Source organism: Mesorhizobium sp. ESP-6-2, from assembly GCF_020164675.1.
GTDB lineage: Bacteria > Pseudomonadota > Alphaproteobacteria > Rhizobiales > Rhizobiaceae > Mesorhizobium.
On the sequence record NZ_JAIUGT010000002.1, the window covers coordinates 412,481 to 430,422 of the forward strand.

The 17,942-nt window shown below is 62.2% G+C and carries 27 protein-coding genes and 1 tRNA gene; 10 read left to right on the forward strand and 18 right to left on the reverse strand.

Annotated elements, in window-relative coordinates:
- Positions 1-32: 32 nt before the first annotated feature.
- Positions 33-926 (reverse strand): SDR family oxidoreductase, encoded by an 894-nt coding sequence (locus LB532_RS07000; RefSeq protein WP_140639133.1) that lies wholly within the window; start codon positions 924-926, stop codon positions 33-35.
- Between the two features lie 135 nt (positions 927-1,061).
- On the opposite strand from LB532_RS07000, the gene LB532_RS07005 reads away from it, so the two are divergent.
- Entirely contained in the window at positions 1,062-1,472 is a 411-nt protein-coding gene (locus LB532_RS07005) for a winged helix-turn-helix transcriptional regulator (protein ID WP_140639132.1), read from the forward strand.
- A gap of 273 nt (positions 1,473-1,745) precedes the next feature.
- Here the strand turns inward: LB532_RS07005 and LB532_RS07015 are convergent, their stop codons facing one another.
- A complete protein-coding gene (locus tag LB532_RS07015; protein WP_140639131.1) occupies positions 1,746-2,483 on the reverse strand; it encodes a glutathione S-transferase family protein in 738 nt (245 codons plus the stop codon).
- A 100-nt stretch (positions 2,484-2,583) separates the two neighbouring features.
- Between LB532_RS07015 and LB532_RS07020 the strand changes: the two genes are divergently transcribed.
- The 3 genes from LB532_RS07020 (at position 2,584) to ilvC (ending at position 4,889) form a co-directional block, all read left to right on the forward strand.
- Positions 2,584-3,042, forward strand: coding sequence for a MarR family winged helix-turn-helix transcriptional regulator (locus LB532_RS07020; RefSeq protein ID WP_140639233.1), 459 nt, complete (start codon positions 2,584-2,586; stop codon positions 3,040-3,042).
- 151 nt (positions 3,043-3,193) lie between these two features.
- Positions 3,194-3,844: a TetR/AcrR family transcriptional regulator gene (locus LB532_RS07025; RefSeq protein ID WP_263492146.1), complete on the forward strand. Its 651-nt coding sequence runs from the start codon at positions 3,194-3,196 to the stop codon at positions 3,842-3,844.
- A 25-nt stretch (positions 3,845-3,869) separates the two neighbouring features.
- Positions 3,870-4,889 (forward strand): ketol-acid reductoisomerase, encoded by a 1,020-nt coding sequence (gene ilvC / locus LB532_RS07030; protein ID WP_010910140.1) that lies wholly within the window; start codon positions 3,870-3,872, stop codon positions 4,887-4,889.
- A 101-nt stretch (positions 4,890-4,990) separates the two neighbouring features.
- Here the strand turns inward: ilvC and LB532_RS07035 are convergent, their stop codons facing one another.
- Positions 4,991-5,569 (reverse strand): BA14K family protein, encoded by a 579-nt coding sequence (locus tag LB532_RS07035; RefSeq protein ID WP_140639129.1) that lies wholly within the window; start codon positions 5,567-5,569, stop codon positions 4,991-4,993.
- Positions 5,570-5,757: 188 nt separating this feature from the next.
- Between LB532_RS07035 and LB532_RS07040 the strand changes: the two genes are divergently transcribed.
- From LB532_RS07040 to LB532_RS07055, 4 genes are all read left to right on the forward strand, one after another.
- Positions 5,758-6,870: an endonuclease/exonuclease/phosphatase family protein gene (locus tag LB532_RS07040; protein ID WP_140639128.1), complete on the forward strand. Its 1,113-nt coding sequence runs from the start codon at positions 5,758-5,760 to the stop codon at positions 6,868-6,870.
- Positions 6,871-6,873: 3 nt separating this feature from the next.
- Positions 6,874-7,590, forward strand: a complete 717-nt coding sequence (locus LB532_RS07045) for a hypothetical protein (RefSeq protein WP_140639127.1) — start codon at positions 6,874-6,876, stop codon at positions 7,588-7,590.
- Positions 7,591-7,764: 174 nt separating this feature from the next.
- Positions 7,765-8,019 (forward strand): FitA-like ribbon-helix-helix domain-containing protein, encoded by a 255-nt coding sequence (locus tag LB532_RS07050; protein ID WP_140639126.1) that lies wholly within the window; start codon positions 7,765-7,767, stop codon positions 8,017-8,019.
- A complete protein-coding gene (locus LB532_RS07055; RefSeq protein WP_140639125.1) occupies positions 8,016-8,441 on the forward strand; it encodes a type II toxin-antitoxin system VapC family toxin in 426 nt (141 codons plus the stop codon). Before LB532_RS07050 ends, LB532_RS07055 begins: the two co-directional genes overlap by 4 nt.
- A gap of 24 nt (positions 8,442-8,465) precedes the next feature.
- Here the strand turns inward: LB532_RS07055 and LB532_RS07060 are convergent, their stop codons facing one another.
- The 3 genes from LB532_RS07060 to LB532_RS07070 are packed head-to-tail and all read right to left on the reverse strand — an operon-like array spanning position 8,466 to position 11,690.
- Complete coding sequence (locus LB532_RS07060) at positions 8,466-9,683, reverse strand: ABC transporter permease (RefSeq protein WP_140639124.1); 1,218 nt, start codon at positions 9,681-9,683, stop codon at positions 8,466-8,468.
- A gap of 2 nt (positions 9,684-9,685) precedes the next feature.
- Entirely contained in the window at positions 9,686-10,393 is a 708-nt protein-coding gene (locus LB532_RS07065) for an ABC transporter ATP-binding protein (protein WP_140639123.1), read from the reverse strand.
- 4 nt (positions 10,394-10,397) lie between these two features.
- Positions 10,398-11,690, reverse strand: coding sequence for an efflux RND transporter periplasmic adaptor subunit (locus LB532_RS07070; RefSeq protein ID WP_140639122.1), 1,293 nt, complete (start codon positions 11,688-11,690; stop codon positions 10,398-10,400).
- Between the two features lie 130 nt (positions 11,691-11,820).
- Between LB532_RS07070 and LB532_RS07075 the strand changes: the two genes are divergently transcribed.
- Together LB532_RS07075 and LB532_RS07080 are read left to right on the forward strand one after the other, a co-directional pair.
- Positions 11,821-12,753: a PhzF family phenazine biosynthesis protein gene (locus tag LB532_RS07075; protein WP_140639121.1), complete on the forward strand. Its 933-nt coding sequence runs from the start codon at positions 11,821-11,823 to the stop codon at positions 12,751-12,753.
- Positions 12,754-12,860: 107 nt separating this feature from the next.
- Positions 12,861-12,936, forward strand: a tRNA-Lys gene (locus LB532_RS07080).
- Positions 12,937-12,951: 15 nt separating this feature from the next.
- Here LB532_RS07080 and xerC read toward each other — a convergent pair.
- From xerC to LB532_RS07140, 12 genes are all read right to left on the reverse strand, one after another.
- Positions 12,952-14,229 (reverse strand): tyrosine recombinase XerC, encoded by a 1,278-nt coding sequence (gene xerC / locus LB532_RS07085; RefSeq protein ID WP_224556466.1) that lies wholly within the window; start codon positions 14,227-14,229, stop codon positions 12,952-12,954.
- Positions 14,198-14,467, reverse strand: coding sequence for a hypothetical protein (locus LB532_RS07090; protein ID WP_224556467.1), 270 nt, complete (start codon positions 14,465-14,467; stop codon positions 14,198-14,200). Before LB532_RS07090 ends, xerC begins: the two co-directional genes overlap by 32 nt.
- On the reverse strand, positions 14,460-14,711 hold the full coding sequence (locus LB532_RS07095; RefSeq protein ID WP_224556468.1) for a MarR family winged helix-turn-helix transcriptional regulator: 252 nt from the start codon (positions 14,709-14,711) through the stop codon (positions 14,460-14,462). The genes LB532_RS07090 and LB532_RS07095 overlap by 8 nt, the downstream gene beginning before the upstream one ends.
- The gene (locus LB532_RS07100) at positions 14,708-15,223 is read right to left on the reverse strand and encodes a hypothetical protein (protein ID WP_224556469.1); all 516 of its coding nucleotides are present in this window, start codon (positions 15,221-15,223) and stop codon (positions 14,708-14,710) included. The genes LB532_RS07095 and LB532_RS07100 overlap by 4 nt, the downstream gene beginning before the upstream one ends.
- A complete protein-coding gene (locus LB532_RS07105) occupies positions 15,216-16,031 on the reverse strand; it encodes a hypothetical protein (protein ID WP_224556470.1) in 816 nt (271 codons plus the stop codon). Before LB532_RS07105 ends, LB532_RS07100 begins: the two co-directional genes overlap by 8 nt.
- 1 nt (position 16,032) lies before the next feature.
- Positions 16,033-16,212, reverse strand: coding sequence for a hypothetical protein (locus LB532_RS07110; protein WP_224556471.1), 180 nt, complete (start codon positions 16,210-16,212; stop codon positions 16,033-16,035).
- Positions 16,209-16,469: a hypothetical protein gene (locus LB532_RS07115; protein WP_224556472.1), complete on the reverse strand. Its 261-nt coding sequence runs from the start codon at positions 16,467-16,469 to the stop codon at positions 16,209-16,211. Before LB532_RS07115 ends, LB532_RS07110 begins: the two co-directional genes overlap by 4 nt.
- Positions 16,466-16,711 (reverse strand): hypothetical protein, encoded by a 246-nt coding sequence (locus LB532_RS07120; protein WP_224556475.1) that lies wholly within the window; start codon positions 16,709-16,711, stop codon positions 16,466-16,468. Before LB532_RS07120 ends, LB532_RS07115 begins: the two co-directional genes overlap by 4 nt.
- 61 nt (positions 16,712-16,772) lie before the next feature.
- Complete coding sequence (locus LB532_RS07125) at positions 16,773-17,039, reverse strand: hypothetical protein (protein WP_224556478.1); 267 nt, start codon at positions 17,037-17,039, stop codon at positions 16,773-16,775.
- Positions 17,036-17,404: a nuclease domain-containing protein gene (locus tag LB532_RS07130; protein WP_224556480.1), complete on the reverse strand. Its 369-nt coding sequence runs from the start codon at positions 17,402-17,404 to the stop codon at positions 17,036-17,038. The genes LB532_RS07125 and LB532_RS07130 overlap by 4 nt, the downstream gene beginning before the upstream one ends.
- Positions 17,404-17,577 carry a hypothetical protein gene (locus LB532_RS07135; RefSeq protein WP_224556484.1) on the reverse strand — a complete coding sequence of 58 codons (174 nt, stop codon included), beginning with the start codon at positions 17,575-17,577 and terminating at the stop codon, positions 17,404-17,406. The genes LB532_RS07130 and LB532_RS07135 overlap by 1 nt, the downstream gene beginning before the upstream one ends.
- Positions 17,574-17,915 (reverse strand): hypothetical protein, encoded by a 342-nt coding sequence (locus tag LB532_RS07140; RefSeq protein WP_224556486.1) that lies wholly within the window; start codon positions 17,913-17,915, stop codon positions 17,574-17,576. The genes LB532_RS07135 and LB532_RS07140 overlap by 4 nt, the downstream gene beginning before the upstream one ends.
- Between the last annotated feature and the right edge of the window lie 27 nt (positions 17,916-17,942).

The following is a 17,942-nucleotide window of genomic DNA, read 5'->3' on the forward strand; positions in this document are numbered from 1 at the left end:
AAGTCGAGAACAGACTTCCCGCCGCGTGGATTTCAACCGGCCAGGACAGCCTTGTTCGCCTCGAGGAATTGCCTCAACGTCCTTGGCGTCCTGCCGGAAAGCATCTCGACCGCATCCGTCACCATGGCGATGCGGCCGGCGCGCGTGTTGACGTCGAAGGAAACGATGACGCCGGCAAAATCCTCGGGAACGCCTGATGCCTTTACCCCTTCGGTCAGGACATCATCCGAAACCTGCACGACATCGAGCGGCTTGCCGGTGACTTCGCTGACGAGGGCGGCGATCTCGGCCGTCGTATACGCTTGCGGGCCAGTCAGCGTGTAGGTTTCGCTGTCGCTCGAGCCGGAAGCGAGACCGGCGGCGATCGCCGCTGCCATGTCATCGCGTGCGCCATGGGCGATGCGGCCTTCGCCGGCGGACGTGTACCAGTGCCCCGAGGCGATCGCGTGCGGCAGCGCCATGAACAGGTTCTCCTGGTACCAGCCGTTGCGGAAGATCGTGTAGGGGATGCCGCTCGCCTTGATTGCCTGCTCGGTGCTGTAGTGGTCACCGGCAAACAGGACCGGCGACACCGGTTCCGGGTTGGGCATCGAGGTGTAGAGCAGGTGCGAAACGCCGGCGTTTTTGGCCGCCGCGACTGCATTCTTGTGCTGCTTCAGGCGCTTGCCGCTTTTTAGATCGAGATCGCCGGTCGAGATGATCAGCACCCTGTCGGCGCCCTTGAATGCAGCCTCCAGCGATGCGGTATCGTCGAAGTCGGCGGCCCTGATGGTGGCGCCGCGCGCCGCCAGGTCGGCAAGGTTTTCCGGATTGCGGGTGGTGGCAATGATTCGTTGAGGCGGAACCTTGAGGGAGTCCAGCAAATGATGAATGACGCCGCGGCCGAGTTGGCCGGAAGCGCCGGTGACGAGAAGGGTAGCGGTCATGGAGAATCCCAATATTGCGCCGGAAGCGCGGTTCGAGTGGTGGTCTCAAAAAGAGACCAGCGCTAAAATAGGAATTGACCCGTGGTCGTAAAGAAGGCAGTTTTTCGGGAGGTAGGCACAGTCAGGGAACCAGCCGTGGACAGCAAGATCGTCAATCTCAGAACGAAGTTGGAGGTCTACAAGGCCATCTCAGGCGGAGGCAATTTTTCCAATTGCCCGGTTCGCGACGTCATCCAGGGGGTGAGCGGGAAATGGAGTTCGCTGCTGATGATGGCGCTGGCCGAAAGGCCCTACCGCTTCGGAGAATTGCGCAGGCTGGTGCCGGACATCTCACAACGTATGCTGACGCAAACGCTGCATGATTTGCAGCGCGACGGTTATGTGCATCGCGAAGTGTTCCCGACCAAGCCGCCGGCCGTCGAATACAGCCTGACCGATCTCGGACATTCGATGTTCGGTGCCTTGCACCAACTGATCCTATGGGCCGAGCTCAATCATGACGCGGTGCGCGACGCGCGCCTCGGTTTCGATGCCGCCAAGGCTTGAGCCTGACAAGGTCGAGAGGCGCGACTTGATTTCACCCGGCCGCTGAAGGGATTGTCCCGGCCTGTTCGGTTTGGGGGCATCGGCATTTCCTACCGCAATTACGGGCGCGGGCTGGCGATGGCGCTTTATCTCAAGCCGGCCGGGCACAGGGTCACGATGTTCGAGCTTCGAGGAAGCAAGCCGATCGGCTCGGAACTGATCCTGCACGGGCGTGGCGGTGCCGGCCCCGGCGCCGCAGTTCCTGGCCTCGATGGTGGCCGGTGGTCGATCCGTTCAGGCGAACTGGGCTGGCGGAAGCGCGCTGGCCGGATCGTTCTTGCGAATGACCGTCGAAAGAAACGACCCCTTCGCCCGCAGGAAGGCATGCAGGCGCTGTGGATAGTCCTGCGCCACGGCCTGCTTGACGGACGGGCGTCCACTCAGTGCCTGGCGCCAGGCCTGGACGAGCGGTTTGCCGTCCAGAATGCAGAAGTCGCCGATCCGGTCGAAGGTATCGATGTAGCGGAAGACAGGGCCGTAGACTGCGTCGACGAGCGAAAAGCGCCCGCCTTCGAACCATGGTCCAGTCCGGCCGGCTTCGCCCGCCAATTCGGTCTCCACACGATCGAACATTTCCGACAGCGTCCGAGACTCGGCAAGGAATCCTGCCTCGGTCAATGCCGAATAGAATCGGCCGACCCCGTTGAGGATGGCTGAGCCATACTCGATCCAGGCACGATGCCGGGCACGGGCATAGGGGTCGGCGGGGTGGAGGGGATTGGCCTCGGTTTCTTCGAGGAATTCGAGGATGACGGCGGATTCGAAGATCACCGTCTCATCGTTCCCTAGCCGCACGCGCAGCAGCGGCACCTTGCCGAGCGGCGAGATCGCCTTGAACCAGTCAGGCTTGTTGGCGAGGTCGATGTCGACGCGCTTGAACGGCACGCCTTTCTCGGCCAGCGAGATCGCCGCACGCTGGACATAGGGGCAAAGGGGATGGCTGACGAGAATGAGGGTGTTGGCATGCTTCATCGGATTTGCCTCTCGATATCGATGCATTCGCATCTATCTAGATGCAAATGCATTGATCGTCAAGCTTGATGCAACTGCATCTATCTCTTATGATGACGTCATGATCGAGACAGCCCTGCCATCGCCGGAGGCCATCAAGACCTGGGCCCGCCTGATGCGGGTATCACGCCAACTGGTGGAACGTGCCGAAGACGCGCTGAAGGAAGGCGGCCTGCCGCCGCTTGCCTGGTATGACGTGCTGCACGAACTCGCTGAGGCGGGCGAGGGCGGCTTGCGGCCGTTCCAGCTGACTGAACGAACCCTGTTCGCGCAGTACAATATTTCGCGGCTGCTGGCTCGGCTTGAAGCCGACGGGTTTGTCGAGAAGCTGCCGGTGGCTGATGACGGCCGGGGCCAAACCGTCCGCATCACGGCCAAGGGACGAGAGACGCGCCGCCGCATGTGGGCCGTCTACGGCAGGTCGATCGCGGAGCTGGTTGGCGACAAGCTCTCGCCGCAAGAACTGAACACGGTATCGGCCTTGCTCGGTCGGTTGCGCGATCCGCCAGCCGGCGACTGAACATACGTTTGCGCGGCTGCGGGGACATCGGAAGACATTTCGTTATTTTCCCCTTGCGCCGATCTTCGGATTGCGCAATATGCCGAACCGTAACGTACGGTACGGACTCGGGGCGATCCGCGGCTCTACCATCAAACGGGAACAGAGTGTGTTGCAAGCAAACGCCGATCTCGACGACAGCGAAGCGCTGACGGAGCGTCAGAAGGCGGTTCTGGATGCAGCACTCCGCCTGCTGGTCGAGGAGGGCGACAATCTGACCATGACCGCAGTGGCGCGCCGGGCGAGCTGCTCCAAGGAAACGCTCTACAAATGGTTCGGCGACCGCGACGGGCTGCTCACAGCAACGGTGCAATGGCAGGCCTCGAAGGTACGGGTGACGGCGGTCGACGGCAGGGGACTCGATCTTGCCTCATTGGCCGCGAGCCTGGAGCGATTTGCTTCCGACTGGCTGAGGGTCATTTCCAGCGACACTTCGATCGCGCTCAACCGGCTGGCGGTCGGCCATGCCGGTTCGGGCAAGGATGATCTTGGCGCGGTGGTGCTGGAGAACGGGCGCTTTGCCCTCGCCAAGCGCCTGAAGCCGGTGCTGGAGGCCGGCAGGCAGGCCGGGCTGCTCGATTTTTCGGACGCCGAGACGGCGTTCCGCACCTTTTTCGGGCTGGTCGCCCGCGACGTGCAGATCCGTCTCTTGCTCGGCGACCGGCTGGAATTGACTGAGGCGGCGATCGGCGGCGATGCCGTCCGCGCGACGCAGCAGTTTCTCGCTCTTTTCGGAGCAAAAACCGGGCCGCAAGGCCTCTGATCTTCAAACGGGAAGGAAGACAAAAATGCGCGTCTATTACGATCGTGATGCCGATCTTAACCTGATCAAGGGCAAGAAGGTCGCCATCATCGGCTATGGCAGCCAGGGCCGGGCGCATGCGCTCAACCTCAAGGATTCCGGCGCCAAGGAGATCGCCATCGGCCTCAAGGCCGGATCGGCGACCGCCAAGAAGGTCGAGGCCGACGGGCTCAAGGTGATGAGCGTGGCCGACGCCGCCAAATGGGCCGACCTGATGATGATGGCGACGCCCGACGAATTGCAGGCCGACATCTACAAAAACGAGATCGCACCGAACATCCGCGACGGCGCGGCAATCGCCTTCGCACACGGCCTCAACGTGCATTTCGGCCTGATCGAGCCGAAGTCGACGGTTGACGTCGTCATGATCGCGCCGAAGGGCCCCGGCCACACCGTGCGCGGCGAATACCAGAAGGGCGGCGGCGTACCGTGCCTGGTCGCGGTCAACCAGGACGCCTCGGGCAACGCGCTCGACCTCGCTCTCTCCTACGCCTGCGGCGTCGGCGGCGGCCGTTCGGGCATCATCGAGACCAATTTCCGCGAGGAATGCGAGACCGATCTGTTCGGCGAGCAGGTCGTGCTATGCGGCGGCCTGGTGGAGTTGATCCGGGCCGGCTTCGAGACCCTGGTGGAAGCCGGCTATGCGCCCGAAATGGCCTATTTCGAGTGCCTGCACGAGGTCAAGCTGATCGTCGACCTGATCTATGAAGGCGGCATCGCCAACATGAATTACTCGATCTCGAACACCGCCGAGTGGGGCGAATACGTCTCGGGGCCGCGCATCATCACCGCCGAGACCAAGGCCGAGATGAAGCGCGTGCTGAAGGACATCCAGACCGGAAAATTCACCTCGGAGTGGATGCAGGAATACCGTGCCGGCCTGTCGCGCTTCAAAGGCATCCGCCGCATGAACGACAGCCATCAGATCGAGGAGGTCGGCGCCAAGCTGCGCGCGATGATGCCGTGGATCTCGAAGAACAAGCTGGTCGACAAGGCCAAGAACTGAGCGACCCACGTCCCTCATTTTGCAAGTCCTGAGCGATCCACGCTCGAAAAGAAACGGCGCCGCGGGGCGCCGTTTTTTATTGCAGGATTGTGCGGCCTGGCTCAGCGATAGGGCGAGTAGCACTGCTGGCGCGGGCCGTTATAGGGCTGGAACGTGTTGTCCCAAGCCCGATACGAGCGGTAGCGGTTGTAGCACCACCGGACATGGGCGCTCGAAAACCGCCCGGCGCGATAGTAGCGGCGCGGCGGTGCATCATAGTAGTTGTAGTTGTTGTATAGGCTGCTGAGGCCAAGCCCCAAGCCAAGGCCCAGGATCGCGGCACCGGCGCCGTCGTCATAGTAGCGGCCGCGGTAGTGATGGCGACCATGCCGCCAACGCCAGTCGTCGCCGCCGTTCCAGTGACGGCCGCTCCAGTGACGGCCGCTCCAATTGCCGCGATTCCAGTTGTCGCGGTTCCAGCCGCCCGACCGGCGCCATCTCCAGTCGTTGTTGAAACTACTCCGGTTGTTGCCGCCGGCCCAGCTGTCGCGAACCGGCGTCACAGTTGGCGCCGCTGTGCTGGCGGGAATCGACAGATCCGGCTGCAGGATCGGTCCAGCAGCGGAAGGTGCCGTGACGCCGGAGAAGATACCGAGCGCTATCAGCCCGGATTTTACAGTGGAAGAAAAGAGCGCGTTCATTGCACTTCTCCAAGAAAAACAGGCCCCACGCCGACCCTGGATGGGCGCACTGTGGGTCTTTGCGTCTGAACGGCGGATGAACGGAAAGGTTCCGTCAACCACGGCGCGAAGCCCGCCAGGATCAATCGCTTCCAGCTGATGGTTGCCCGGCCTTGTTTTCTGCCGCGCTTGCGGGCAAAGGTCATGATATGTCGCTGCGCCTTGCAACCTTCAATGTCGAGAACCTGATGAACAGGTTCGATTTTTCCGGATACCGCAACCAGCTCAACGAGGATCGGACGCTGGCCCTCTTCGATATCCAGAGCGAGGCCGAGTACAAGATGCTGGAGCAGGCCCGGGCCATCGCGCAGTCGGACGACACGCGGCAGCTGACGGCGCTGGCTATCGCGGCCACGCGCGCGGACATCATCTGCATGCAGGAAGTCGACAATATCGAGGCCCTGAAGGCGTTCGAATATGGCTATCTTTTCAAGATGGTGGGTCAGGGCTACCGCCAGAAATATACCGCTGCCGGCAATGATTCGCGCGGCATCGACGTCGCCGTGATGATGCGCAGCGAGACCGCGCAGGGCCAGCCCATCGAATTCGTGCGCATGACCAGCCACGCTTATGTGACCTATGAGCAGTTCGGGCTGCACACGCCGGAGCTGGCGGCGCTCGGCAACCAGCCCAATGAACGCATCTTCCGGCGCGACTGCCTGGAAGTGGACATTACCGTGGGCGGCTCGCCGCTGACCATCTATCTCGTGCACTTCAAGTCGATGGGCTCGCCCCGCAACGGGCTCGACGGGCGTGAAGCGACGATGCCGATCCGCATCGCCGAGGCGCAGGCGGTGCGGCGGATCATCGAGGAGCGCTTCGGGGCGGATCATGCAGCCGACAAGCGCTGGGCGATCTGCGGCGACATGAACGATTACCGCCAGCGCGTGAAGATCGCCGGCGACGACATCGACGGCTATCGTTTCGAGGTGGTCGACGAGAACCTGTCCTGCATCAACGTGCTGACGGCTGGCGGCTTTTGCGAAAACGTGGTCGAGAGGCGGCCGGAAATGAACCGCTGGACCTTCTACCACACGCGTGGGCCGCAAGAGCGGCATTTGTGCCAACTCGATTATATCCTGCTCTCCAAGGGACTGGCTGCTAAGAACGCCACCGCCGTCCCGGACATCATCCGCAACGGCCAGCCCTGGCGCACGATCTTCCCCGCCGGCCAGGAAGTTGAGCGTTTCCCGCGCGCCGGCTGGGACCGGCCGAAGGCATCGGACCATTGTCCGGTGGCCATCACGCTGGACATGGCCTGAGCCGTGAGCTTCGACCTGCCGCGCAATGTCATTTTGCCGGTCGACGCCGTCGATGTCCGGCTCGATCCCGGGCCGCATCCTTTCGCGCTGGACAATGCCGAGGCGATCGCAGCGAACTGGCAGCACGAGATCGCGGCCAATCCCGCGTTGTTCGATGGTCCCGTTGTGCTGCTTTCGCGACTTGCCTGGCGCGACAATCGCCTCGTCGGCCGGTGCCACGCGGTCAACTACTCCACCTTCATGCTTTGGCGGAAGCGGCGCGAGAATTCCGGCGCCGAGCACGCCTATGCCCATGCCATGCTTGTGGCCGGCGACAATGCGCTGGTGGCGATCCGCATGGCCGCCCACACCGTCACTGCCGGCCGCGTCTATTTCGCCGCCGGTTCATTCGAACCGGCGGATTTTCGCGACGGCCTCGTCGATGTCGATTTCAACATGATCCGCGAGGTGCGGGAAGAAACCGGCCTCGACATTTCGGGCGCCGCACGCGGCCTGCACTACCATGCGCTGTCGACGGCAAGCGGCACGGTGATCTTCCGCCGCTACCGGGTTCCCGAGCCCGCCGAGGAGATCGCGCAGCGCATTTCGGCCTTCGTCGCAACCGAGGCCGAACCGGAGATCGTGGGTCCGGTCATCATCCGCCATGCCACCGACCTGCCGCACGGGCTGATGCCGCATATGAAGCCGCTGATCGAATGGCATTTTGCGAACGCGGACTAAAATCTTAGTACCCTTCCTTGCTGATCGTCTGGCCAGCCATGCGACGGTCTGAGTGGCTTTCTGCTATCGCAAACATCGAATGACTCCCTCCTTCAGGGGCGGGGACTGTTGTGTGTTGATGGCAACTTCTCTATATTGCTATCAATGACATCATTGTAACCTTGGATGATATCAATGAGCGCTGTCACTATCCGCAATTTGCCAGAGGAAACGCTCCGCGCCTTGAAGGTGCGGGCAGCGCACCATGGCCGTAGCACCGAAGCCGAAATGCGCGAAATCCTGGAAACGGCGGTGCGGCCGGCCAATCGGGTCAAACTCGGCTCGCTGCTCGCCGCCATCGGCCGCGAGGCCGGATTGTCGCAAGAGGATGTCGATAGATTGCAGCAGCTCCGCGACGAAACACCGGGCGAGCCGATGAGGTTCGAATGATCCTCATCGACACAAATGTCATTTCTGAGCCTTGGAAACCTGCACCCGATCGCCGCGTAATCGCGTGGATCGACGCCCAGGCTGTCGAAACCCTGTATCTCTCAGCCGTCACCGTGGCTGAGCTGCGGTTCGGCATCGCAGCGATGCCCGCCGGCCAGCGTCGCGCGGTCCTGCATGATCGTCTCGAGCAGGATGCGTTGCCGCTGTTTGCAGGCCGCATTCTGCCTTTCGACCTCGACGCGTCGCGCGCCTATGCCAAGCTCATGGTGCAAGCGAGAGCCTCAGGCAAGGCGATCGGCAATGCGGATGGCTACATCGCAGCCACGGCCGCAGCAAACGGTCTTACGGTCGCCACCCGCGACACCAGTCCATTCGCGGCCGCCGGATTGAATACCATCAATCCCTGGGAAACAGCGTCGTAGCCGCGCCTTTGCTTTCCAATCGCCTTATTCATGCCGCAGCGCGTCGATCGGGTCGAGCCTGGCGCCGCGCAGCGCCGGGAAGAAGCCGAAGACCATGCCGATCAGCGCGGAAAAGCCGACGGCGAGCAGGACGACTGCCGGGCTCGGCGCAAAGGGAATGGCCAGCATCGCCGAGGCGAGACCGGCCAGCGAGAGCCCGATCAGGATGCCGATGATGCCGCCGAGCAGCGACAGCACCGTCGCCTCGACCAGGAACTGGATGAGGATGTGCTTTTCATGCGCGCCGATGGCCAGCCTGATGCCGATCTCGCGGGTGCGCTCGGTGACCGACACCAGCATGATGTTCATGATGCCGATGCCGCCGACCAGCAGGCTGACGCCGGCGACCGCGCCCAGCATGCCGGTCATGGTGGTGGTGGCGCTGGCCATGGCATCGGCGATCTGGGTCATGTCGCGGATCGCGAAATCGCTTTCGCGGTCGGGGGTGATGCGTCTTGCATCGCGCAGAATATCCTCGACGCGCGGCTGCAGCTCCGATGTCGGGGTGCGGTCGTCGGCGGCGACGTAGATGTTGTCGATGTTGCGGTTGCCGACGATGCGCCGCTGATAGGCATGCAGCGGCATCAAGACGACATTGTCCTGGTCCTGGCCGAAGCCGGTATAGCCCTTCGGCTCGAGCAGGCCGATGATCTTGCAGGAGGTGCGGTTGACGCGGATGATCTCGCCCTCGGGATCGCCGGCGCCGAAGAACTGCTGGCGCACCGTCTCGCCGATCAGGCACACGCCTGTGCCCGAACGGGTCTCGGACTCGCTGAACGGACGGCCTGAGACCAGTTTCCAGTCGCGGGCATCGAGATAGGCGCTGTCGGTGCCGGTGACCCCGGAGGTCAGGCTCTCGGTACCGAAGATGACGCGGACCTGCTTCTGCGAGGCTGGCGAAATGGCGCGCGCGCCTGTCAGGTGGGTGACAAGTGCTGCTAGGTCCTTTTCGGCGAGCGGGCGGACGACCTGGTCGAGCCCGCCCGGAGCGCCGGGACCGGCCGGACGGCCGGAGCGCACAACCAGAAGATTGCTGCCGAGCTTGGCGATGTCGCTCTTGACCTTTGCGGTGGTGCCGGAACCAATGGTCAGCATGGCAATGACCGCGGCGACGCCGATGACGATGCCGAGCAAGGTCAGGAACGAGCGCAGCATATTGCGGCGGATCGAGCGCAAGGAGAGGCGGACGGTTTCCCAGAGCATGGTCAGGCCACCTCGACAGTCATGGTGTCGGAGGCGACATGGCCGTCGAGGAAGCGCACCGTGCGCTCGGCATATTCGGCGACGTCGGCCTCGTGGGTGACCATGGTGATGGTCAGGCCAAGCTCCTTGTTCAGTTGCGTCAGCAACTCCATGATCTCGTGCGTGCGGGCAGTGTCGAGATTGCCGGTCGGTTCGTCGGCGACGAGCAGCGTCGGCCTCGTGACGATGGCGCGCGCGATCGCCACGCGCTGTTGCTGGCCGCCGGAAAGCTCGGCCGGCGTGTGATGCTCGCGACCGACAAGGCCGACTTGCGCCAGCGCCTGCATGGCAAGATCGCGGCGCTCGCGGCTGGCCACGCCGCGATAGATCAGCGGCAGTTCGACATTTTCCGCCGCCGTGGTGCGCGCCAGCAGATTATAGCCCTGGAAGACGAAGCCGACATAAAGGTTGCGCAGCATGGCGCGGCGGTTGCGGTCGAGCCGGCCGGCATCGACGCCCATGAAGGAATAGGTGCCGGCGGTCGGCGTGTCGAGGCAGCCGATGATGTTCATCGCCGTCGATTTGCCGGAGCCGGACGGGCCCATGATGGCGACGAACTCGCCGCGCCGGATCGCAAGATCGACGCCGGCCAGCGCATGTACCTTGGCTTCGCCCTGGCCATAGCTCTTCCAGACCTTGTCGAAGGTGATGAGAGACGCGCCCATCGCCACGGCGTCAGCTCCGCTGCTGCGAGGCGGTGATGACCTGCGCCCCCTCTGGCAGACCCGAGGTGATCTCGGTCAGCTCGCCGTCAGTCGAGCCGATCCTGACGTTGACCGGATGCGGACGGCCTTTCTCCAGCACGTAGAGCGTGCGTGAGCCGTCGGTGGGCGGCGTTGCTGCCTGGCGCTGGCGATTGCCGCCGGGACGTCCCATGCGGCCGGTGAACAGGTCGCTCAGGCTCCAGCCGCGGGCGGCCTGTTGCGCAGGACGATAGCGGAAGGCGGAGGAGGGGACGGTCAGCACGTCCTTGGCCTGCCGGGTGACGACGGAAACCGTGGCGGTCATGCCTGGCCGCAGCAGCAACTCGTTGTTGTCGACCTCGAGCCGGGCATTGTAGGTGACGACGCCATCGGTCGTGACCGAGGCGTAGGAGATGTCGCGGATTTCGGCGTCGAACGGCCGCTCCGGGAAGGCATCCACGGTGAAGCGGGCATGCTGGCCTGGCTTGACCGCGCCGATATCGGCTTCGTCGACCGCCGCCACCAGTTCCATGTTCCTGAGATCGGCGGCAATGATGAACAGCACCGGCGCCTGCAGCGAGGAGGCCACCGTCTGGCCGGGATCGACGGAGCGCGTCAGCACGATACCGTCGATCGGCGCATAGATCGTGCTGTTGGCAAGGTCGGTCTGCTGCGATTTCAGGTCGGCATTGGCGATGGCGAGATTGGCCTCGGCGCTGTCGAGCGCCGCCTTGGAGCGGTCACGGGTCGCGGTCGCGGCTTCGAGCGACTGGTCGGTGGCCATGCCGCGCTTGGTCAACGCTGCGGCGCGCACGAGCGCGCTTTCATTTTCGGCCAGCGTCACGGTGGCGTCCGCGACATTGGCGGCGGCCGCCTTGGCGGATGCCTCGGCGCGTTCGATCTGCACCTGCAGCTTGGCGGTGTCGAGCGCGGCCAGCACATCGCCCTTCTTGACCCGTTGGTTCTCGTTGACGGAGACTGAACGGATGATGCCCGAGAGCTGGCTGGAAATGTCGACCTGGGTGAGGGGCTGCAACGTGCCGGTCGCCGAAACCTCGACAGTGAGGTCGGCCTTGGCGGCGGGCACCGTCGTATAATCGATCTTGATCGGCGAGCCGGCATACCACTGGTAGCCGGCAAAAGCCGCGACAAGGACGATCAGCGCCAGCAGCGCATAGAGCCAGCCGCGGCGGCGTTTCTTGCGCCGTCCCGTCTGGTCGAGCCCGAGCGCGGTCTCGATGGCGGAATCCGATTCCGTCTTTGGCAGATTGACAATCTGGTCCACGCCGGACCCCCTGAAGCGCAATATGTCCCTATGAGTGCACAGATCAGTGCTAATGGTTCGAATATCAAATTAAATTTCGCTCATGTTGGGATTGAGGCAGAAATTCGGATCAAAGCGGAAGGTTTCCTCCATGAGACGCGATTACTTGCTTTACGATGTGTTTACGACCGATCGGTTGGCCGGCAACCCGCTGGCGGTGGTGCTGGACAGCGGCGGACTGGACACGGCTGCGATGCAGGCCATCGCGCGCGAATTCAACCTCTCGGAATCCGTGTTCGTGCTGCCGCCGGACAATCCCAAGCACCGCGCCCGCATCCGTATCTTCACGCCCGACTATGAAATGCCTTTCGCCGGCCACCCGACCGTGGGCTCGGCGATCGCGCTGGCCGAACTGGGCGATATCGCGCTCGCTGAAATGGCCGTCAATGACGGCGCTGCGAGCATTTTCGTGCTGGAGGAAAACATCGGCCCGGTGCGCTGCGCCGTCAGCAAGCACGATGGCGCGACATTCGCCGAATTCGACCTGGCGAAGCTGCCGGAGCCGCTGAAGCTCGAAGCCGACCCGGTGGCGATCGGCGCCGCTCTTGGCCTGGCGCCGCACGAGATCGGTTTCGAGAATCATCGCGTCGCGTTCTGGTCAGCCGGCGTGCCCTACGTGACCATTCCGGTGGCCAATCTTGAAGCGGCCGGCCGGATCCGGCTCGACAACCAGGCCTGGTCGGAGCTGGCGCCGCGCAAGAGCGAATGGGCCTTTGCCAGCCCCTATGTGTATTGCCGGGAGACGGTGAACCACGAGAGCGCCTTTCATGTGCGCATGATCGTGCCCGGCACTCCTTCCTACGAGGACCCGGCGACCGGTTCGGCGGCGGCCGCATTCGCAGGCGCCATCATGTATTTCGACCGTCCGACCGACGGTGTTTCGCAGCTCTGGATCGAGCAGGGTCTGGAGATGGGCCGGCCCTCGCGTATCCGGCTCGAACTCAATGTCGAGGGCGGCAAACTGGTCTCGGCGCGCATCGGTGGCAACGCGGTCAAGGTGGCGGAAGGCAAGCTGTTCGTCTGACCATCTGCGTCACTTCAGCGATTTGTCGGGAAATGATTCCGGCAGGGCTGGACAGGATCGGCATCGGCGGCTATATGCCCGCCAACGCCGGTTTTTGCCGGCCGAGTGGGTGCGTAGCTCAGTTGGTAGAGCAGCTGACTCTTAATCAGCGGGTCCACAGTTCAATCCTGTGCGCACCCACCATTTAAACCGCTGATATTATTTCTTTTTTCGCTGTTCGGCAAGCGTGTCGCGGGTCCATCGGTTTCCAATTCTAACGCTTGGTTTCCAATTCGCGTTCTGTTCCTGTTCCAATGCGGGCTGCCTAACTTCGGCATAGCGCGATTCCAGAAGCTTCATGCCGTCACGCGCCAATGCGCGCACGCTGACCTCCCGACCATAGTGTCGCACCATCTCCTCGCTCATGTTGCAGATCGCCCCGACCTGGGTTTCGGTGCAGCCGACCTCCAGTAGGTTGATGACGGCATTTTTCCTGATGCCGTGGAAAACGAGGCGGTTTTCCCTGAAGGGCTTGAAGGGCTCGGTGTTCATCAACCGCTGCCAGTCGGCCCGGAAGCCATCCGTCGTTTCGTAGGGGAGGCCCTTCACCCCAACATGAAGCTGCACGACGTCGCCGCGTGGGGCTTTGTCGATCCATTGCCGATAGGCGCTGTGGACAGGCACCCATACCGTTGATTTGGTCTTTTGCGCGCGGACCTCGATTGTGTTCTCAGAATCGCGTGGGCGCTTCATCAAAAGAACGTCGCCTTGGCGTTGGCCCGTGAACAGCGCAGAGATCGCCGGCAGCAGAAGATTGAACGGCGCATGCTCGACCAATATCTGCCAAGCCCATTCAGGCCATGGCGACCATGGCTCGCCGCCAGGTATCTTCTCAGTGAATTGCACAGGGTTCGCCGCACTGAAGCCGCGAGGAACGCCCCACGCCATCAGACGCGACAGATAGGCCCGGAACTGGTTAGCGCTCGCTGGCGTGTCTCCTAGGCTGTCGATGGCCTGCTGCGCATCGACTGTAGTTAACTCGGCCGGAAGATCGAACGCCCATGCGGCTTTGACCAGTTGCGCCGAAGCCTGGTAGCCGCGCCGCGTGGACGCCGCGAGCGTCTTGAACGCCTCATGGGCGTGAAAGCCGTCTATCAGGGCGGTGAAGTCCTTGGCGTCGTCGTGAAGCCGCCGCTGCGCCGCCGCATGTATCTTGATAGCTGATGGCCAGAAGGCCCTATCTCGATGGTCGGGCAGTTCTGCGCCCATGAGAAACCAGCGGTCGTTGGCCCGCTCCAATAGCGCACAAATCTCAACCGCCTGCGGAAATTCCTTGCTCAACGGCTCGGGAAGGGCGATCGACGGCAGCGCGGCGGGCGTGTTCCTGTTGCGCGTGTAGAATGTGTAGACGGTCTCCTTGCCGTCCTTCCGGCGCTTGGTGATGCGGTGGACATGGCGAGGCAGTTCAACCATGCCGCTTTTGCCCGAGCGCGCCAACGAAACGTTCTCCCATGCCGCTCGGCTTTTCGACCAACCCGAGCGATTTATCCAGATCGCCACGATACCAGAATTTTCGCCTTGCGCTCTCAACCCAGCGAGGCTGTGGATAAGTCGAGCCGACACGCTGTTGAAAATCCTCGACGTGCTTCTCCCCGCAATATGCCGCGGCCGTCTCGACATTCATCCGGGGCGGCCAGGAATCTGCTGGAAGCGAAACGGCCCGGCGCTCAGCCATGTCCACCCCCATCAGAGAGAGCGGTACGGCCTGCTTCGGTGATGCGCCAGCACCAGGCATTGTCGAATGACCTGCCGAGACGTTCGACTAGGCCGCCCCTTTCGAGCGATACAAGGATCGGCGTGGCCCATTCGCGCAGGTTGCCAGTCTTTTCCGAAATCTCGGGACCGTCGGGCGGCACCTCATGTCTCCAGCCGGCAAGGAATCGCAGAACGATCTGCTTTTTGTACGTCAGCCCGCTCACAGGCTTTCCTCCGCAGTCTGAGGGGCGGTGGCGGCAGGACGCCAAGCTCTGGCGTCGATAGACGCACCGCTGTCGCCGCGCCACGAGAATATGCCTGGTTGCCAATCGCGCCATGAACCGTGAACAGGCCAGCCGCCAGCACTATGGGTATCCGAGTGATGCCACAATTCGATACGCGCGCCATCCTTCGGCGCGCTGTCCATCGATCGCCAGCCCGGTGCCTCCACCACCTTGTCGGGTGCTGGTGGGGTGGCGAGATAGAGAGGGATGTCGACAGCATCGAGCGAACCATCTTGATCTGCTCTATCAGGCCACATGGAGCCAGTCATCCTGTGCCGAAATTCAAGCTGATGCCGATTAGTCCAAGCCACCGGCTCGGCCTTCCGCTCCTCTAGGAAAGCGGCGAGCTTGGCGATTTCCAGGATTTCGTCGGCAGAACCGATCTGAGATGCCGTTCCGTCTGCATCGATACGGCTTGCTAGGGCGTAGAGCCTGTCGCTGATCTCAACCATTGCTGCTCTCCTCTGATAGGGAACGGGCGGCGCGGAGGTGCTTGATCTGCACGGATGGCTTGCAGAACATATCGTCTTCCAAGCCGTCAAATTCGAACGCCCGACCCCCGAAAGGCTTCAGCGCCTTCCTCGCCTCTTCCAGCTTTGCTTCGGCGCGGTCCGTCTTCACGATAAAACGTTCCGCCTCGTACTTGGCAGCAACCTTTGCATCGCATTCTATCCGCGCTTGCTCTTTGAACAGGTCCCGTTCCCCCTTGAGGCTTTCGTTCTCGGTGCGGAGAGCGGCGACAGCCTCCATGGCATCTGCAACAGCTTTCTCGTCGCCATGCAGCGCCTGATAGTGGCCGCCGTCTCGATGGATCACGGCCAGAACTTCGCCAAGCCACCTTCCGTTGTTTCGGGCGCGCTCACGAATCGGCTCCAGATCGTCTCCCACCGGCAGGGAGGGAGTTGCGAGCGCTGACAGGATGCGAGCCTCGTAATCATCTTGTGCCGCGGCTTTGGCGGCTTCCAGCGTTTCGTATGGATTGGTTCCTCGATCCCACCCAGAGACGATATAGTAGCCGCTTGATATCCATATGTGGTAGCGGTCGGCATACCATCCTCCGCTGCGCTCCACCCACGCCAGCCCCTTCACCTGCACGCCAGCCTTTACGGTCGGCTCTGCTCGGGAGGAGGCGCGACGGTTCCACGCGGGGTAGGGGGAGCATTCGTGATGGTAGAGACGGTCGCCTATGAGGAGGCTGTTATTGCCGATAGGCATTGAGCATTTGGCGCACAGGCTTGGCACGGCGGATGAACCGGTCATCTCAATATCCTCTCGCGGGATTGTCGCAGTAGCCGTCGCGGTCGTAATGGCGATTGAAGCGATACCAGCCCTGCCGATCGGGATTGACGACTTCGCGAAGCTTGCCTTCGAAAAATTCCAGTTCGCCCGGCTTCTCTTCCAGCCCTTCCGCCTCCAGCGCGCGGGTGTTGGAGGGGGTCATGCGTCACCTGTGGCTTTGGAGAGGACAAATCGCGCGCGGAGTCGGTCCTTGAGGCGGTCCGCTTCGCTTTTGTCGCTGTCTTCGAATAGGATGGATTCCAGCGCCGACAGTATGTCATCGTAGGCTGGGAACAGATCATCGATGGCCTGAGCCTTCGCAATGGTCTGCGATGAGCAAGCAGCGTGTAGTTCCATCTCGATGGCGCATTTCATCGCGCGCTCAGTAGGCGTATGCGCTGTCTTCTCTGCGTTGCTCATGGCTGGGGTCTCCACGCTGCAACCCTGTCGATGAGGCTTGGCGCCTCTAGTGTCGGCTCACCGTCAGCATCGACGGCGATGAAATCCCAATCGCCGGGTTCCATATTGTTGGCGCTGTAGTAGGCGAGCTGCACCGAGCCATCGACCAAACGGACTTCAACAACCGTTTCGTCTGCCGGCATTTTGCAAGTCATGCGCTCGCCGTCGTCTGAAAGTTCGATAAATGCTTCTGCGTTGCTCATGTCGTGGGCTCCTTGCGCTGTTGGGCGGTGCGGATGATTATTTCGGCGGCGGGGCTCATGACTAAGCCCCTTGCGAAATAAGATTTCGGCCTGCCGGCGTAATGCAGTATCCTGCGCCAGCAAGATCGCCGTCGTCAGTGAAAAGAGCGCGGTGATATTCGGCCAGACCGCGTCTCGCCAGATGTCGAGTAATGCGGCGGACTTCGCGGATGTCAGGCATACCGGCCTCGTGGCTGATGGTCTTGAAGTGGGCGCAATATTCGCCGTACGGTTGGCTGTTCTCATTCAGCGCCGACAGCACCCGCCTGTGATGCTCAAGAAGCTTCATATCCGTTCTCCAGTTGCGATGTGGCGGCGTGGCATGGTCTTGGAAAGGGGCTTGGGAACGCTCTGCTTCTCAGGTACGACGATCAGCCCGGAAGCGACCCAAATTCGCTGGGTTTTCTGCAATGCGCGCAAGGAAAAATATAGCTCTTCTTCCTTGCTAAGTCTATGATTATCAATGGCTTCATGGCATTGTGAGCAGCCGAAAGCAGCATTGAAATCATCGCTTTTCGTGGCCATCGCTTTGACTTCGGAGGGCAGATGACACAGGACCACGGTGGATCGGTCGTGCGAGCAAATGCCGGGGATAGCAAAGGCGCATTGCTGGCCGCGCGCGCTGTTCCTGAGCTTGCTCGATACGAGGCCCATCACCTCAACTCCATCGCCAAAATCTCCGGCTCGATAAGCGCTGCCAGTTCCTCTTCAAGCCGCCGTTGCTGGCGCAATTCTGCATCGCGAGCGGCTTTGAGCTCAGCGTGTACGGCTGTGTTCCTGTCGGGGAGGCGGCGAATGTGCGCCGGGATCCAGATGGCGCGCGTCATGCTGCCACCTTTCCCATGGCTCGATAGTTCGATTGAACGGTCCGCCACGCTTCAATGACAGCCTCGCACTTGCTGCGCTGGTTCCGGTACTCCTCGTCGGCTTCCACAGCCGCGTAGAAACTCTCACAGGCGATCTGGTAGCCTTCGTCGAGCACGGACAGAGCCTCGCGCTCTGCAACCGTACCTGTGGCCTTCAGGAAGGCTCTAGCCTTCGCGGCGCGTCTTTCATCGTCTCGGCGCTCTCGCATGGCTCTGGCGGCTGCTGCGGGCTGTGCGTGGCTCTCCAGCATATCGAACGCGCCATGAACCGTTTCATCTCGAATTGTGAACCGCATCATTGTCTAAGACCTTCCCGCCGGAGCCAT